Source organism: Nonomuraea sp. NPDC049695, assembly GCF_040674955.1.
Lineage (GTDB): Bacteria > Actinomycetota > Actinomycetes > Streptosporangiales > Streptosporangiaceae > Nonomuraea > Nonomuraea helvata.
The window spans coordinates 13,916-29,614 of record NZ_JBFANV010000113.1; the positions used below are offsets into that span (position 1 = coordinate 13,916).

The following is a 15,699-nucleotide window of genomic DNA, read 5'->3' on the forward strand; positions in this document are numbered from 1 at the left end:
ACCGGCCAGGCAGAGCCCAGCTCCACCCTGGCCTGGATCCCACATCACGACATACTGAGAAACATGAGGGACTGGATCCTCCACGTCGACCTCGACCAGTTCATCGCCGCCGTCGAGCTCCTCCGCCACCCCGAGCTCCGCGGCAGACCCGTCGTCGTCGGCGGCTCAGGAGACCCCACCCAGCCCCGCACCGTCGCCGCCACCGCCACCTACGAAGCCCGCGAACACGGCATCCACTCCGGCATGCCACTCCGCACCGCACTCAAACGCTGCCCAGAAGCGATCTTCCTGCCCAGCGACCCACCCGCCTACGAAGCCGCCTCCACCCGCGTCATGGCCGTCCTCCGCGAATTCCCCGTCCTCGTCGAAGTATGGGGCTGGGACGAAGCCTTCGTCGGCGCCACCACCGACGACCCCGAAACCCTCGCCACCGCCATCCAGCAGGCCGTACACGCCCGCACCCAGCTGACCTGCTCCGTCGGCATCGGCGACAACAAACACCAGGCCAAACTCGCCTCAGGCCTCGCCAAACCCGCCGGAATCCACCGCCTCACCAGCGACAACTGGGCCGAGACCATGAACCACCGGCCCACCGACGCCCTCTGGGGCATCGGCGCCAGAACCGCCAAAAAACTCGCCGGCCTCGGCCTCCACACCGTCGCCCAGCTCGCCGCCGCCGACCCCGCCCACCTGGCCCGCCACTTCGGCCCCACCAACGGCCCCTGGTACCGCTACCTCGCACTCGGCAAAGGCGAAGCCGAAGTCGTCACCACACCCTGGATCGCCCGCGGCCACAGCCGCGAAACCACCTTCCAGCACGACCTCACCGACAGAACCGACATCGCCCACCACGTCGCCACCCTCGCCACCCAGGTGGCCCACGACGCCAACGAAGCCGGCCGCCAGATCGCCCGGGTATCGGTCAAGGTCCGCTTCTCCCCGTTCCTCACCCGCACCCGCCAGTCAAAACTCCCCACCGCCACCACGGACCCGGCCACCGTCGAACGAACGGCCCTCGCCATCCTCGACCGCTTCGACCTCACCCGCCCCGTCCGCCTCCTCGGCGTCGCCGTCGACTACACCCTCCCGCCCAGAGACGATCAGCCCACCCTCGAGGCCCTGGAGTAGAAATCGGCCCGGAGCCTCTCCTCAGCCTCGATCAACTCCCGCAACTCCTCCTCCGAAACCTCGACCTCGTCGAATTCCCCAAGCGACGCCTCGACATACGAAAGCGCCCGCCACACCACCCCCGGATCATCCCTGAACTGCCCGATCCCGGTATTGCATGGCAAGCACAGCGCATATCGCACATCACCGGTGCGATGACAATGATCTACATGCTCCGGCGGCCGACCCCAGCACACCACACACAAACCATGCTGAGCCGAGATCATCCGCTCGACATCCTCATGCCGCAATTGATAGCGCCGCGCGAGGTGATAGCTCCTCATCCGCGTAGCCTCGCCAGCGGCACGCTGCTCTGGGAGGATCACGAAATCCGGCCAGAGAATCTCCCCGTCCAGATAGAGGGCCGCTAGCTCCAGCAGCACGAGATTGTCGCCGAAGTGCCCCAGCCCGTTATTGCAGTTGAAACAGAGAACGCCCCGGACCTGACCGGTCTCGTGGCTGTGGTCGACGAAAGTGCCCGGCACGACCTTGCAGATGGCGCAGAGCCCGCCCTGACGGGCGAGCATGCGCTCAAAGTCGTCCTCGGTGATGCCGTAGCGGCGCTTCAGGTGGTAGTTACGAGTGCTGCCATGGTTCTTGATCCGCTCCTCTCGCATCACGATGTTGTGACACGGTTTGCAATAAGCGGTCAGTCCTGACTTCTCTGCCCGGTTGCGCCCGAACTCTGTTACGAGCTTCACTTCTTTGCATCGGGGACAGTATTTGTGCCCTCCCGGGACTGCGACCGCCTCCCGAACGGTTTTCCCCTGCTCGGCCTTCCGCTTCCGATAGCTCTGAGTGGAACGCCGCCGGAAACAGACCTTGCAGTATCGCGCCAGCCCATCAGCCATGCGCTTATGAGCCCGAACTCGGAGACCGCTTTTTCTTCCCCACAGTCCGGACACCGCTTGAATCCATCCGGCGTTTCCACCACTCCCCCTTTCCAGGTGTCCGTTTTAAACCTTATTGCCCGCCTTTCTGCACATAGCTCCTCACGAACTCCTCTGCGTTCTCTTCGAGGACTTCGTCTATTTCGTCCAGAATTGCGTCGACATCGTCCGTGAGCTTCTCCTGCCGCTCCTGAACGTCCGGCGTCGCCGAGGCCTCGGTCTCCTCGACTTCGCTCTCGCGCCGCCCGGCCTGCTTCTGGCCGCCGGTGTCCTTGGTTGCCATGTCCTACCTCCACTTGGGGGACGTGCCTCTAGGCATATCTTCCCCGAACCGGGCGACATTTCGCGCCGATCGCCCAGCGATCTTGACGTCTTGACTAGATAGCAAAACTATCTAATATGGGAGGCCGTACCCACAAGGAGGTTCGGATGTCCCCCCAGTCCCTGAGCATGGCAGGTGTGCTCCTCATCACAGTCCCCGGTGTGGCCTTCGGCGGCGTCACGCTGCTCAAGTTCCTGATGCGGAACGTCCCCGGCTACCTGGACAACCCCGTGCGGCGTGGCCTGTGGCGTGCCGGGCATGCCCATGCGGGCGTGCTGGTGCTGTTCGCCCTGGTGGCGATGGTGTACGTGGACCAGGCGGGTCTGCCGGACGGTGTGAAGGCTCTGACGCGGGTGTTGATCGTGGCCGCGCCGATTCTGATGCCGCTGGGTTTCTTCCTGTCGGTGGTGCGTCCGGGTGACACGAAGCCGAGCAGGTTGATCTGGTTGACGGTGGCGGGTGGGGCGTGCCTGGCGGCGGGCACGCTGACGCTGGGTGTGGGGCTGCTCTGAGGACCGGTCAGTCGCCGCCGGTGAGGGCGGCGACGAGGTCGGCGGCGGTGCGGCAGCGGTCGAAGAGTTCGCCGACGTGGGCTTTGGTGCCGCGCAGGGGCTCGAGGGTCGGCACGCGCTGCAGGGATTCGCGGCCGGGGATGTCGAAGATGACGGAGTCCCAGGATGCGGCGGCGACGGATTCGCTGTATTGGCGTAGGCAGCGGCCGCGGAAGTAGGCGCGGGTGTCGGTGGGCGGGCTTTCGACGGCGCGCTGGACTTCTTCCTCGGTGACGAGGCGCTGCATGCGTCCGCGGGCGACGAGGCGGTTGTAGAGGCCGCGGTCGGGGCGGATGTCGGAGTATTGGAGGTCGACGAGTTGGAGTCGGGGGTGGGACCAGGAGAGGCCGTCGCGGGAGCGGTAGCCTTCGAGGAGTTCGAGTTTGGCGACCCAGTCGAGCTCGCGGGAGAGCTGCATGGGGTCTTCGGCGAGGCGGGTGAGCACGGATTCCCAGCGGTCGAGGATGTCTTTGTTCATCTCTTCCTGGGCGGTGCCGCGCTCTTCGACGTATTTGCGGGCCTGCTCGAGGTACTCCATCTGGAGCTGGACGGCGGTGAGTTTGCGGCCGTCGCGCATGGCGATCTCGTAGCGGCAGGTGGGGTCGTGGGAGACGGCTCTGAGGGCTTGTACGGGGTTTTCGACGGCGAGGTCGCGGGTGAGGAAGCCGTCTTCGATCATGGCGAGGACGAGGGCGGTGGAGCCCAGCTTCAGGTATGTCGAGATTTCCGACATGTTGGCGTCGCCGATGATCACGTGGAGTCGCCGGTACTTCTCGGGGTCGGCGTGCGGTTCGTCCCGGGTGTTGATGATGGGCCGCTTGAGCGTGGTCTCGAGGCCGACTTCGACTTCGAAGAAGTCGGCCCGCTGGCTGATCTGGAAGCCGTCGCCGCGTGAGTCCTGGCCGATGCCGACTTTGCCGGCGCCGACGACGATCTGGCGGGAGACGAAGAAGGGGGTGAGGTGCCTGACGATGTCGGCGAAGGGGGTGGCGCGCCGCATGAGGTAGTTCTCGTGGCAGCCGTAGGAGGCGCCTTTGGCGTCGGTGTTGTTCTTGTAGAGCTGGATGGGCGCGTTGGAGGGGATGGCGGAGGCGCGGGTGGCGGCGTCGTACATGACGCGCTCGCCTGCCTTGTCCCAGATGACGGCTGCCCGGGGGTTGGTGCATTCGGGCGAGCTGTATTCGGGGTGGGCGTGGTCGACGTAGAGCCTGGCGCCGTTGGTGAGGATGACGTTGGCGAGGCCGAGGTCCTCGTCGGTGAGCTGGGTGGGGTCGGCGACCTCTCTGGCGAGGTCGAAGCCGCGCGCGTCGCGGAGTGGGTTCTCCTCTTCGAAGTCCCACCGTGCCCTGCGCGCGCGGGCCGCCGATGCGGCCAGGTAGGCGTTCACGACCTGCGAGGAGGTCACCATCGCGTTGGCGCCTGGCTGGCCGGGTACGGAGATGCCGTACTCGGTCTCGATGCCCATCACCCGACGCACCGTCATGCAACATCCTCTGTTCGTCCGGATCTGCCTATCCGCCGTTTATATGCCCGAGCCTATGCCCTTCACAGTGCCCCAGGGTCACAGAGTTATGGCACCGACGCCTTTTCAACCTGTACGGCGGGAGCTGATGGGGTTTGTGTGCGTCTGCGGGGCTTGAGTAGCCGCTGGATGGGCCGTTCGGCAAAGGAGTACACGAGATACGACACCAGTACGGACGCCAGCACCGTCACGGTGGCGGTGGCCCAGGGGGGCAGGTGGCCGGTGAGCAGGGGGATGAGGGCCACTGCGAGCACGCTATGGAGGAGGTAAAGCGGGTATGTCGTGCCGCCGAGCGCGGTGAGCATTTTGGACGTTTTGAGCCTGAGCAGGCCGAGCGCGACGAGCGACATCAACACGAAGATCAACGTGAGGGTGATGATGACGCTGATGTCGGTGACGGGCATGTTCTTGAACCCGGCGCCCTCGATGCGCCGGTGGACGCGGCCGAGCGCGGAGTCGATGGACAGGCCGTATCCGGCGGCGACGTAGAGCCAGGGCAGCCAGGAGCTGCCGTGTTTGTGGATGAGGTACAGGGCCATGCCGGCGGCGAAGTAGGGCGCGTAGTCGGGCATGACGATCTCGCGGACGACCTCGTTGTCGAAGAGCTGGGCCTCCGCGAGCAGTTTGACGGCCAGGGCGGCGACCAGCCAGAGGCCGGTGAACGCGAGCACGCGCCCGTACGTGACCCCGATGATCACGAGGATGGCCATCAGCAGGTAGAAGCGGAGCTCGGCCCAGAGCGACCAGTAGACGCCGCTGGCGTCGGTGACCTTGAACAACCGCTGGAACATGGTGGCGTTCAGCAGGTATTCGCCTGGTGAAAGTTTTGGGTCGAGCGCCTTGGCGCCGGTGAGCCCGTAGAGGGCCGCGACGGCGCCGAGGCTGAGCCAGTACGCGGGGTACAGGCGGACGAACCGGGACCTTGCGAACCCTCCGAGCCCGCGTCCCCAGACGGTCATGAGGATGACGAACCCGCTGATGATGAAGAACAGCTCGACGCCGAGGATGCCTAACCCCGCGATGGGCGCCAGCGCCGGGAACAGCTCGGCGGGCCGGTCTCCCCAGACGGACGCGTACGCGACCAGGTAGTGGAAGGCGACGACGGCCAGGGCGGCGAGGAAGCGCAGGAGGTCGAGCTCGGCCAACCGGCCGTCCCCCCGAGCATGCTTGGGCCGGTTTGGTGCGTGCACGCCCCTTTGACGTCACATCGATCACTTTGGTTCCAAGAACCTCAGGAGCAACAGCCCTGCCTGCACGATCACGCGGCGGATCACGTGCGGCGGGGCTCCAGGGGCCGCTGTGGGCCTCGGTCGTGCCCGAAGAGTTGAGGCCTGGCCTCGGTATCCAGCCGCGCCCTGTGCGGCTTCCAGAAGCCCGAGATGGCCGCTGACGGCGCCCCCGTGGGCGGGTGCTGAAGACACGGCGGCGGGCGGCGGCCTGGCTCAGGCTGACACCGCTGTCGCCGGGCGGCAGCCCGCGCCGTGAAGGACGCCTTCGACGTGCGCGTCCACTCGTTTCGAGCGCGGCCATGGGCTTGGTGTGCGTGTGCGGACACGCGAACGGGAGGGCCGTGGCAGGCCCTCCCGTTGGGCGGTGTTACAGGTACTGGCCGGTGTTGGCGACGGTGTCGATGGACCGGCCGGCTTCGGTGCCCTGCTTGCCGGAGACGAGCGTGCGGATGTAGACGATCCGCTCGCCCTTCTTGCCGGAGATGCGGGCCCAGTCGTCGGGGTTGGTGGTGTTGGGCAGGTCCTCGTTCTCGGAGAACTCGTCCACGCAGGCCGTGAGCAGGTGCTGCACCCGCAGGCCCTTCTGGCCGGTTTCGAGGAACTGCTTGATGGCCATCTTCTTGCCCCGGTCGACGATGTTCTGGATCATCGCGCCGGAGTTGAAGTCCTTGAAGTAGAGGACTTCCTTGTCGCCGTTGGCGTAGGTCACCTCGAGGAAGCGATTTTCCTCGCTCTCGGTGTACATGCGCTCGACGACGCTCTGGATCATGCCCTGGATGGTGCCCTCGCGGGAGTCGGAGTGCTCCGCCAGGTCGTCCGGGTGCAGCGGGAGGTCGGCGATGAGGTACTTGGAGAAGATGTCCTTGGCCGCCTCGGCGTCCGGCCGCTCGATCTTGATCTTGACGTCCAGGCGGCCGGGCCGCAGGATCGCCGGGTCGATCATGTCTTCGCGGTTGGAGGCGCCGATGACGATGACGTTCTCCAGGCCCTCGACGCCGTCGATCTCCGACAGCAGCTGAGGGACGATGGTGTTCTCCACGTCGGAGGACACGCCGGAGCCTCGGGTGCGGAAGATCGAGTCCATCTCGTCGAAGAACACGATCACCGGGGTGCCCTCTGAGGCCTTCTCACGGGCGCGCTGGAAGACCAGGCGGATGTGCCGCTCGGTCTCGCCGACGTACTTGTTGAGCAGCTCGGGGCCCTTGATGTTGAGGAAGAAGCTCTTGCCTGACTGGCCGGTCTTCTCCGCGACCTGCTTGGCCAGGGAGTTGGCGACGGCCTTGGCGATGAGCGTCTTGCCGCAGCCGGGCGGGCCGTACAGCAGCACGCCCTTGGGGGGCCGGAGCTTGTGCTCGCGGAACAGGTCGGCGTGCAGGTAGGGCAGCTCGATGGCGTCCCTGATCTGCTCGATCTGCCTGCCGAGGCCGCCGATCTCCTCGTAGGAGATGTCGGGGACCTCCTCCAGCACGAGCTCTTCGACTTCGGACTTGGGTATGCGCTCGTAGACGTAGCCGGAGCGGGGCTCGAGCAGGAGCGAGTCGCCGGCCCTGATGGGCTGGCCGACCAGCGACTCGGCCAGTCGCACGACGCGCTCTTCGTCGGCGTGCGAGATGACCAGGGCCCGCTTGCCCTCGTCGAGCAGTTCTTTGAGCATCACGATCTCGCCGACCTCTTCGTAGCCGAGGGCCTCGACCACGTTGAGTGCCTCGTTGAGCATGACCTCCTGGCCACGCCGCAGCGAGTCGACGTCGACGGCAGGGCTGACGTTCACGCGGAGCTTGCGGCCGCCGGTGAACACCTCGATGGTGCCGTCTTCTCTGGCCTCGAGGAAGGTGCCGAAGCCGGATGGCGGCTGCGCCAGCCGGTCGACCTCCTCCTTGAGAGCTACGATTTGGTCCCTGGCCTCCTTGAGTGTGGCCACCAGGCGCTCGTTCTGGCCGGTCACGGCCGCGAGATTCGCCTGTGCCTCATGGAGACGCTCTTCGAGGACCCTGGCCTGACGGGGTGACTCGGCCAGCTTCCGCCTCAGCGCGGTGATCTCCTCCTGGAGGAAGGAGACCTGTGTTGAAAGATCAGCGACCTCCCGTTCGCGCTGCGCGGCTCGAGCCTCAGCATCATCGCGAGCTGCCACGCCCCGTCACCTCCTTCCCAGTCGAGGGCGACTACTAAGGACCTTACCTATCTCGGGCCCCTCCGTAACCTGGCCGGGCAGTGTTCGTAGAGTGACATTCAGTATTCGGTGATTAATCCTCAATCGTGCGTTTAATACTCCCAGCACATGAACACGGCAATCTGTTCCCGTGTCACGCACCAACGCACCCCCGTGGCCAAATTGTCATAGTTCTTCGGTGGTCCCCTTCGGTCGACGGCGTCTCGGCGGGGGTGTCACTCCGTCCGCCATGCGGCGGGCGGAGACGAGGAACCCCGTGTGGCCGATCATCCGATGATCCGGTCTCACCGCGAGTCCTTCGACATGCCAGTCGCGAACCAGGGTCTCCCACGCATGTGGCTCGGTGAAACACCCGTGATCGCGAATCGTCTCCACCGTCTTGGACATCTGCGTGGTCGTGGCGACATAACAGCAGATCACACCGCCTGGCGTGAGCGCCTTGGCGGCGGCGTCGACGCACTCCCACGGGGCGAGCATGTCGAGGATCACCCGGTCGACGTCGACCTCGTCGATGGAGGCCACGAGGTCGCCGACGACCAGGCGCCAGTTGGCGTCCATGGGGTCGCCGAAGAACTTCTCGACGTTCTTCTGCGCCACGTCCGCGAAGTCCTGGCGCCGCTCGTACGAGGTGACGTGCCCGTCGGGGCCGACGGCGCGCAGCAGGAAGCACGTCAGCGCGCCGGAGCCGACCCCGGCCTCGATCACCCGTGCGCCCGGGAAGATGTCGGCCATGCCGACGATCATCGAGGCGTCCTTGGGGTAGATGACGGCCGCGCCGCGCGGCATGGCGAGCGTGTAGTCCTGCAGCAGGTGGCGGAAGGCGAGGTATTGAGTGCCCCCCGAGGAGCGCACGACGGAGCCTTCAGGCTGCCCGATCAGGTCGCTGTGCGGGATGGCGCCCTTGTGGGTGTGGAAGACGCCGTCCTCTTTGAGCGTGATCGTGTGGCGTTTGTTCTTGGGGTCGGTGAGCTGCACCTGATCCCCCGCCCGGAAAGGCCCATGCCTGCGGAAACCCATGGCCGCAAGGTTATAGGGCTTTCGGGTGGCTCCGGACGCGCGGTATCTATGGGGGATGCTCCCGCGTGATGTGATCTCGACCGGTCCCCTGATTCTGCGGCCTCCCGGGGCGGAAGACACCGAGGGGATCGTCAGGACCTGCGATGATCCGGTGACCGCCCGGTTCCTGCCGAGGCTGCCGTCGCCGTTCGGGCCGGAGGACGCGCGCGGCTACTTCGACCTGGCCGCGCAGAAGTGGGCGGGCGGCGGCGCGGAGTTCGCGATCACGGAGAACGGCCAGTACGTCGGCTCCGTCGGCGTCCGGCCGCCGGACCACTGGGGCGTGGCCGAGATCGGCTACATGGTGGCGCCGTGGGAGCGGGGCAAGGACGTGGCGGGGACGGCGGTCAGGGCGGTCACCGACTGGGTGTTCGACCACGGCGTGCGCAGGGTGGAGCTGCAGACCGCGGTGGAGAACGTCGCGAGCCTGCGCGTGGCGTACAAGACGGGCTTCCATGAGGAGGGGCGGCGGCGGGACGCCAAGCGGCTGCGGGACGGGCGCTACGTCGACATGGTCACCTTCGCCCGTCTGGAGGGGGACGCGGTGCCGGCGGCGGAGCCGTACCTGCCGTTCTTCGAGGGCGGGGAGCTGAGCGACGGGGTGGTGCGGCTGGCGCCGATCGCCGTGGAGGACGCGGCCGACTACCACCGGATGCTGGCCGATCCGAGCGTGGCGCGGTACCACATGGGGCCGCCGAGCACGCTGGAGGACGACGAGCGCCGCTGCCGGTACACCGGCTACTGGTGGGCCTCGGGTCAGCGGATCGAGCTGGCGATCAGGGACGCGGCCTCGGGGGCGTTCGCGGGGCACGTGCAGCTGGCGCAGGTCGTGCCGGTGCTGGGGCAGGCCATGGTGGGTTACTCCCTGGTGCCCGAGTACCGGGGGAAGGGGTTCATGACGCGGGCGGTCACGCTGCTGGTGGACTGGGCGTTCGCGAACACGCCCCTGCACCGGATCGTGGCCGGCACCGACACGGCGAACGCGGCCTCGCACCGGGTGCTGGAGCGTTCCGGGTTCAGCAGGGAGGGCGTGCATCGGGAGCTGTTCGTGAGGGCGGACGGGACACGGGCGGACGACGTGGCGTGGTCGCGTCTGCGGCCGTCGTGACAGGGACGTGGGGTTACGGTGGCCGCGGCGGAACCTGGGGGCGTTCGGGGTAAAAATCAGGATTTCCGGTTGAGGGCTAGTCAAGGGGCGCGTCGGGGGCGATAGTCAGGGCACCCGCCCTTGAGGTCGCGTGATCGGGCCGCGCGATCCCACCCCCTCCCCGGAGGGACCACCGCGATGCCATACAACCGTGCCGATGTCGCCATGCGTGAACTCATCGCCTCGTTCTCCTGTCTGGAGGCCGCGGACCTCGTCGATCGGCTGGCGAGAGGCGCCGCCGCCGTCACGGGCTCGGCCTACGCGGGGTTCGTGCGCGTGGACGCGCTGCGGCTGGAGGCGGAGCCGATCCACATGCACGGGCCTCCGGGCGATCCGCTGCGCGTGCGCCGGTGGCTGTCCGAGTCGGGGATGCTGAAGGAGCTCGCGACGTCGCCGACGGCCGTGCGGCTGGCGCACGACGTGACCGTGGGCGAGCCGGGTTTCCTCGCCGCTCCCGTGCCGCTGGCGACGCGCGACCACACGTTCGTGTGGGTCGCGGGGCGGGCGTTCGGGGACGCCGACGAGCACCTGCTGAGCCGCTTCGCCACGGCCGCGGGGCGGGCGCTGGAGGCGGCGAGCGGGCTGGAGGCGGCTGTGCGGCTGCTGCGCGGCGTACGGGCCTTCCGGCCCCGCTAGCCACCCGCTGTGAGGCGGCCCTGCGGCGTACGGTACGAGCCTTCCTGCCCCGTTGACCGCCCGCTGGGGCGGCTGTGCGGCGGCGCCTCATCAACCCACCCGCGCCCGCGTCGCCCGTGATCGACTTTCCCGCCACGACGCTCCTGGAGATGGCGGCCCGCGGATCTCCGGAAGTGCCGCATGGGCGCTGGACGCCGGGAGGCGGGGCGCTCACCGGCCGCCCGATGGGCCTGGGCGCGGCGCGGTCGCGAACCGTGCAGGAAGCGACGCCGCGCGCCCACCCGGCCGTAAGCGCTCGCCGCCCGGCCAGACCGCCTCGACGCGGCGGCCCGCCGGGTTCTCGGAGTGCCGCACGAGCGCGGAACTGCTCACCGCCCGCCTGGTGGTCCTGGCCGGGAATCCCAGCTCGTGCTTGAGGTACGCCAGGAGGTCGGGACTCGCCGCCGATGGGGCGCCCGCGACGTGGCGCGGCCGCGGGTCAGTGGCCGGGCCGGCGTCGGCCTGGCTCCTGCTCGAGGTCCGGCCGCTCGGCGGCTGGGTGCCAGGCTGTGCGGCGGCCGCGAGATCCTGGGCGCACGGGCCCGGCAGGCAGGCGGCACGAGCCGTACGCATGCGGAAACGCCCGCGCCCCGAGGCTCGGGACACGGGCGTTCGTCAGAGGTCTTACCCCCGGTGCGCCTCGAAGCGGAGGGTGCGGGAGACGCCGACCCGGACCGTCGTCCCGGGGGCGATGGTGACCGGTTCGTTCGGCGGGATGTCGTAGAAGTTGGGGTCACCGGGCGGCTGGATCTGGGTGCCGTTGACCGAGCCCAGGTCGACCAGGTTGACGTCCCACCCGTCCAGCGCCACCCGCAGGTGGCGGCGCGAGACGGAGCCGTCCGGGCTCGTCACCTTGGCGGGCCTGGCGCTGCCGCCGGCCACCTCGGGCGCCCGCTCCGGGTCGCGGCCCAGCAGGTAGTCGCTCTCCAGCGGCAGCGCGGTGCCGTCGTCGAGGATGAGGACGCCGAGCGACGGGCGCGGCCCCTTGTAGGGGACGAGGGTGCGCTGGACCAGCGCGATGCCGCAGACGGCGCAGTAGGGCGAGCGGGGGTCGTTGAAGTGGTCGTTCTTGCAGTCGACGCCGTAGACCAGCGGGCGGTCGCCGTGGTCCTGCTGCTCCTGTGGCGGCTGGCCCGGCTGGTCGAAGTGGTCGGGGGTGCCGAGCACGGGGGGCGCGGGCTGGTCGAAGTGGTCGGGCGCGCCCATGGGCTGCGGAATCGGCTGGTCGGGGACGCCGTTGCCGGGGGGCGGCGGCTCGTCGTACGACGGGAACTGCTGCTCCGGCAGGGGGAGCGGCTGCTCGTGCGGCGGCGGGAAGAAAGGCGGGGGCTGGTCCTGCGGCGCGCCGAACGGCGGCTGCTCCTGCGGGGCCCCGAACGGGGGTTGGTCCTGCGGGCCCCCGAACGGGGGTTGGTCCTGCAGGGCGCCGAACGGGGGTTGGTCCTGCGGGGCGCCGAACGGCGGCTGGTCCTGCGGCGCGCCGAAGGACGCCGGCTGCTCCACGGGCGCGGGCTGCGGGCCCGACGGCGCCCCCTGCACGACCGGCGGCTGGTCGGCCAGCGGGTAGGGAGGCCGTTCGACCGGCGCGGGCGGCTGGACCAGGTCGGCCTCGATGTGGATGGCCGTGGCGGGCATCTCGCTGGTCAGGGGCCTGGACGGGGCGGGCGCCGCGGGCTGGTCGGCGAAGTCGCCGATGAGGCCGCCGCCGTGCACCACGCCGCCTTCGAGGCGGACCGCGGGGTGCGGGCTGCCGGCGCCGGGCAGGCTCAGCTCGACCCGCTCGACAGGGCCGGAGACGAGCCGGTCGGCCCAGGTGAGCGAGTCGCTGCCGGCCAGCCGCGTATCACCGCCCAGGGTGGCGATGTTGGCCGCGGCCGAGCCGCTGACCAGGACGGCCACTCCCCCGCCCACGGGGCCCGCGACCGCGCACGTCGCCGGGTCGCCCGCCATGTTGGCCGCCAGCACCTGCGCGGCGCGGCGGGCCAGCGCCCTGCCGTCGCCGCCGGACGCGGCCGTCTCGCGCAGCGCGTCGAGCAGGTCGTCGGCGATGGACTCGCCGGCGTCGCAGACCAGCAGCAGCCCGCCCACGTAGGCGACCAGCCCGTCCCCAGGAAGCGGGCGCACCACTCCGAAGCCTTGGTCGGTCATGCGTCCTCCCTCATGACGACCGCGCTGCGCTGCTCATAGGTGCCCTCGCTGCGCTCGGTCACTCATCTCTCCTCCCCGGAAGCCGGCGATGTTACGGCACCCGCACTGCCGTGCCGGCCACCAGCCATACGCATACCCAGACGAAGAGGCCGTGTCCCGGCCTCCTCGTCTCCATTCGGTGAACAGGGTGGGCCGCAACAAACCCCTCAACTGTGCAAGTTTGGCCAAACAGAACACTATCGGCCAGTCGTCGCATCGCAGAAATCGCCGGAGTCGGCTCCGGGCCACCCGAAACTGCTGGACACGACCCTAGCCCGGGGTCGCCGCTTAAACGAGTGGGACAAATCAGACGCCCGTGAACACCCGGTTCACATCCGCCGTGGAGAGCACGCCGTAGATCTCGCCGCCGCGCTCCACGAGCAGGTACTCGCTGCCCGGGGCCTCGCGCATGGCGTCGATGAGCGGCTCGCCGGCCAGGTCGGCCGCGAGCATCATGGCGGGTTCCAGGGACTTGGCGACGGAGCCGACGTTCACCCAGGGGCGGCGGTGCTCGGGAGTCGCCTGTACGGCGGCCTCGTGGACGATGGCGAGCGGCTCGCCCTCGTGGCCGATCACGACGATGGCGCCCGCGCCGCGCTCGGCGGCCTGCCGCAGCGCCTCGGCCAGCGGCGTCTCGGCGGTCACCGGGATCGCCCTGCGGGCCAGGGCCCGCGCGTTGACGCGCGGGATCCTCGCCCGGATCTTGGCCACGCGCAGCGACTGGGAGGCGCCGAGCCAGATGAAGGCGGCCAGCACGAACGGCCAGACCAGACCCGTGAGGGCGAGCTCCTGGCCGGCTCCCAGCGTCGTGGCGATCGAGAACACGACGAGCCCCACGGCCAGCACCCGCCCGCCCCAGGCGGCCACGACGGTGCCGGAACCTGGGCTGTTGGTGAGCTTCCACACGCCGGCCCGCAGCATCCTGCCGCCGTCGAGCGGCAGCCCGGGCAGCAGGTTGAAGACGCCGACGATGAGGTTGGAGACCCACAGCTGCCAGATGAGCACCTCGGCGATGCCGCCGCTGTTGATCACGTAGACGTCGGCGGCCAGGCCGAGCCCGCCGAGGCCGAGCGAGAGCACCGGCCCCGCGGCGGCGACCATGAACTCCTTGCCCGGCGTGGGCGGCTCCTTCTCGATCTCCGACACGCCGCCGAGCAGGTAGAGGGTGATCCGACGCACCGGGAGGCCGTAGCCCTTGGCGAGCAGGCTGTGGGCCAGCTCGTGCAGGAGCACCGACACGTACAGGAGCACCGCGAACACCAGCGCCACCGCGTACGCGGCCAGGTTGTCGAGGTCGGGCAGCCTCTCTTGGAAGCGCGGGCCGAACATCACGGTGATGAACACCGCGACGATGAACCACGACCATGAGACGTACACCGGAATGCCGAACGGCTTCCCCATCCGAAGACCGGAGAATTCCTGCTGGGGGCTCTGCTCGCTCACCGCACTCCTCGAGCGTCCATTACGTGCTGTTGCTGCCTTGATGCTACGCGCCTGAGGGAGCGATCATCGTTTCGCGGAGGCCATTCTGTCGTGGTCTTGACCTAGAGTGCGGTGCATGACGTTGACCGAACCGGTGATCATCGGAGCTCTCTCCCCGTCCCGGGCGGGCGACTTCATGACATGTCCGCTGCTCTACCGCTTCCGGGTGATCGATCAGCTCCCCGAGAAGCCGTCGCAGGCGGCGGTGCGCGGCACGGTGGTGCACGCGGTCCTGGAGCGCCTCTACGACCTTCCGGCGCCGCGGCGTTCGGTCCAGGCGGCGATGGAGCTGCTGGAGCCGCAGTGGCAGCGGCTGCTGGCCGAGGACCCGCAGTACGCGCAGATGTTCGCCGACGAGGCCGAGCAGGCGGAGTGGCTGACGCAGGCGCGCGGCATGCTGGAGCGCTACTTCACGCTGGAGGACCCGACGCGGCTCGAGCCCGCCGAGCGCGAGCTCTACGTGGAGGCGGTCCTCGACGGCGGGCTGATGCTGCGGGGCTACGTCGACCGGCTCGACGTGGCGCCGACCGGCGAGGTCCGGGTGGTCGACTACAAGACGGGCAGCGCGCCGGGGCCCGACTTCGAGGCCAAGGCGCTGTTCCAGATGAAGTTCTACGCGCTGGTGCTGTGGCGGCTGCGCGGCCGGGTGCCGCGGCTGCTGCAGCTGGTCTATCTGGGCGGGCAGGGCGAGGTGCTGCGGTACGCGCCGGACGAGGCCGACCTGCTGGCCACCGAGCGCAAGGTGATGGCGTTGTGGGCAGCGATCGAGCGGTCGCTGGAGTCGGGCGAGTGGCGGGCGCGCCGGAGCCGGCTGTGCGACTGGTGCGATCACCAGGCGCTGTGCCCGGAGTTCGGCGGCACCCCGCCCCCGGTGCCCGACCGCCAGCCCGGCGACACGGTGCGCGGCCACCGCCGCTCGGCCACCGACGAGCTCTGACCCCCTACGAGCGCACAGGCCCACTCCCCCTTTGAGTGCCGGTGCGGCGCGGCTCGCCGCAACGTGTGCGGTGCTCAGCGGCGCCGCAGTAGGCCGCTGACGCTCTGGCGGGCCGTTGACGGGCGCATCCCGCACCGATGAATGTTGGGCATCAGCCGTCTGGCCGGCCGGGGACACGGACTTGCCGTGCCGGTGAGGCAGCCGGCGTAGTGGGGGCAGCGGAGCGGCGGGGGGTCAGCCCGTGCGGCGACCGGCGGGTGGAGGGCGTACGGGCGGCAATCCTCCCGAGGGAGGAGGTTACGGGCTCTCACCTGGCCCTACAGTGAAGCGGTGCGCATAGACCGGACCACGTTCCACGACACGG

Annotated in this window: 14 protein-coding genes; 5 read left to right on the forward strand and 9 right to left on the reverse strand. The window is 69.0% G+C overall.

The window, feature by feature from the left end:
- Nucleotides 1-63 precede the first annotated feature (63 nt).
- On the forward strand, nt 64-1,128 hold the full coding sequence (locus AB0J64_RS50055) for a DNA polymerase IV (protein WP_364044068.1): 1,065 nt from the start codon (nt 64-66) through the stop codon (nt 1,126-1,128).
- Here AB0J64_RS50055 and AB0J64_RS50060 read toward each other — a convergent pair.
- Entirely contained in the window at nt 1,101-1,868 is a 768-nt protein-coding gene (locus tag AB0J64_RS50060) for an endonuclease VII domain-containing protein (protein WP_364044071.1), read from the reverse strand. The genes AB0J64_RS50055 and AB0J64_RS50060 overlap by 28 nt on opposite strands.
- Before the next feature lie 262 nt (nt 1,869-2,130).
- A complete protein-coding gene (locus AB0J64_RS50065) occupies nt 2,131-2,340 on the reverse strand; it encodes a ubiquitin-like protein Pup (RefSeq protein ID WP_344995612.1) in 210 nt (69 codons plus the stop codon).
- 146 nt (nt 2,341-2,486) lie between these two features.
- Between AB0J64_RS50065 and AB0J64_RS50070 the strand changes: the two genes are divergently transcribed.
- The gene (locus AB0J64_RS50070) at nt 2,487-2,891 is read left to right on the forward strand and encodes a hypothetical protein (protein WP_364044075.1); all 405 of its coding nucleotides are present in this window, start codon (nt 2,487-2,489) and stop codon (nt 2,889-2,891) included.
- A gap of 7 nt (nt 2,892-2,898) precedes the next feature.
- Here the strand turns inward: AB0J64_RS50070 and dop are convergent, their stop codons facing one another.
- The 4 genes from dop to AB0J64_RS50090 form a co-directional block, all read right to left on the reverse strand.
- Nucleotides 2,899-4,413, reverse strand: a complete 1,515-nt coding sequence (dop, locus tag AB0J64_RS50075; RefSeq protein WP_364044078.1) for a depupylase/deamidase Dop — start codon at nt 4,411-4,413, stop codon at nt 2,899-2,901.
- 86 nt (nt 4,414-4,499) lie between these two features.
- Nucleotides 4,500-5,597 (reverse strand): acyltransferase, encoded by a 1,098-nt coding sequence (locus AB0J64_RS50080; protein WP_364044081.1) that lies wholly within the window; start codon nt 5,595-5,597, stop codon nt 4,500-4,502.
- A gap of 451 nt (nt 5,598-6,048) precedes the next feature.
- Nucleotides 6,049-7,812: a proteasome ATPase gene (gene arc / locus AB0J64_RS50085; protein WP_364044084.1), complete on the reverse strand. Its 1,764-nt coding sequence runs from the start codon at nt 7,810-7,812 to the stop codon at nt 6,049-6,051.
- A gap of 204 nt (nt 7,813-8,016) precedes the next feature.
- The gene (locus tag AB0J64_RS50090; RefSeq protein WP_364044087.1) at nt 8,017-8,868 is read right to left on the reverse strand and encodes a tRNA (adenine-N1)-methyltransferase; all 852 of its coding nucleotides are present in this window, start codon (nt 8,866-8,868) and stop codon (nt 8,017-8,019) included.
- Nucleotides 8,869-8,923: 55 nt separating this feature from the next.
- On the opposite strand from AB0J64_RS50090, the gene AB0J64_RS50095 reads away from it, so the two are divergent.
- Together AB0J64_RS50095 and AB0J64_RS50100 are read left to right on the forward strand one after the other, a co-directional pair.
- Nucleotides 8,924-10,015: a GNAT family protein gene (locus AB0J64_RS50095; RefSeq protein ID WP_364044090.1), complete on the forward strand. Its 1,092-nt coding sequence runs from the start codon at nt 8,924-8,926 to the stop codon at nt 10,013-10,015.
- Between the two features lie 177 nt (nt 10,016-10,192).
- Nucleotides 10,193-10,690, forward strand: a complete 498-nt coding sequence (locus tag AB0J64_RS50100; RefSeq protein WP_364044093.1) for a hypothetical protein — start codon at nt 10,193-10,195, stop codon at nt 10,688-10,690.
- Between the two features lie 210 nt (nt 10,691-10,900).
- Here AB0J64_RS50100 and AB0J64_RS50105 read toward each other — a convergent pair whose 3' ends face one another.
- The 3 genes from AB0J64_RS50105 to AB0J64_RS50115 all read right to left on the reverse strand — a co-directional run bounded on the left by AB0J64_RS50105 (nt 10,901) and on the right by AB0J64_RS50115 (nt 14,359).
- Nucleotides 10,901-11,302 (reverse strand): hypothetical protein, encoded by a 402-nt coding sequence (locus tag AB0J64_RS50105; RefSeq protein WP_364044096.1) that lies wholly within the window; start codon nt 11,300-11,302, stop codon nt 10,901-10,903.
- A gap of 51 nt (nt 11,303-11,353) precedes the next feature.
- The gene (locus AB0J64_RS50110) at nt 11,354-12,877 is read right to left on the reverse strand and encodes an FHA domain-containing protein (RefSeq protein WP_364044099.1); all 1,524 of its coding nucleotides are present in this window, start codon (nt 12,875-12,877) and stop codon (nt 11,354-11,356) included.
- A 345-nt stretch (nt 12,878-13,222) separates the two neighbouring features.
- Entirely contained in the window at nt 13,223-14,359 is a 1,137-nt protein-coding gene (locus tag AB0J64_RS50115; protein ID WP_364044102.1) for a site-2 protease family protein, read from the reverse strand.
- 115 nt (nt 14,360-14,474) lie between these two features.
- On the opposite strand from AB0J64_RS50115, the gene AB0J64_RS50120 reads away from it, so the two are divergent.
- Nucleotides 14,475-15,335, forward strand: coding sequence for a RecB family exonuclease (locus AB0J64_RS50120; protein ID WP_364044105.1), 861 nt, complete (start codon nt 14,475-14,477; stop codon nt 15,333-15,335).
- The last annotated feature ends 364 nt before the right edge of the window (nt 15,336-15,699 follow it).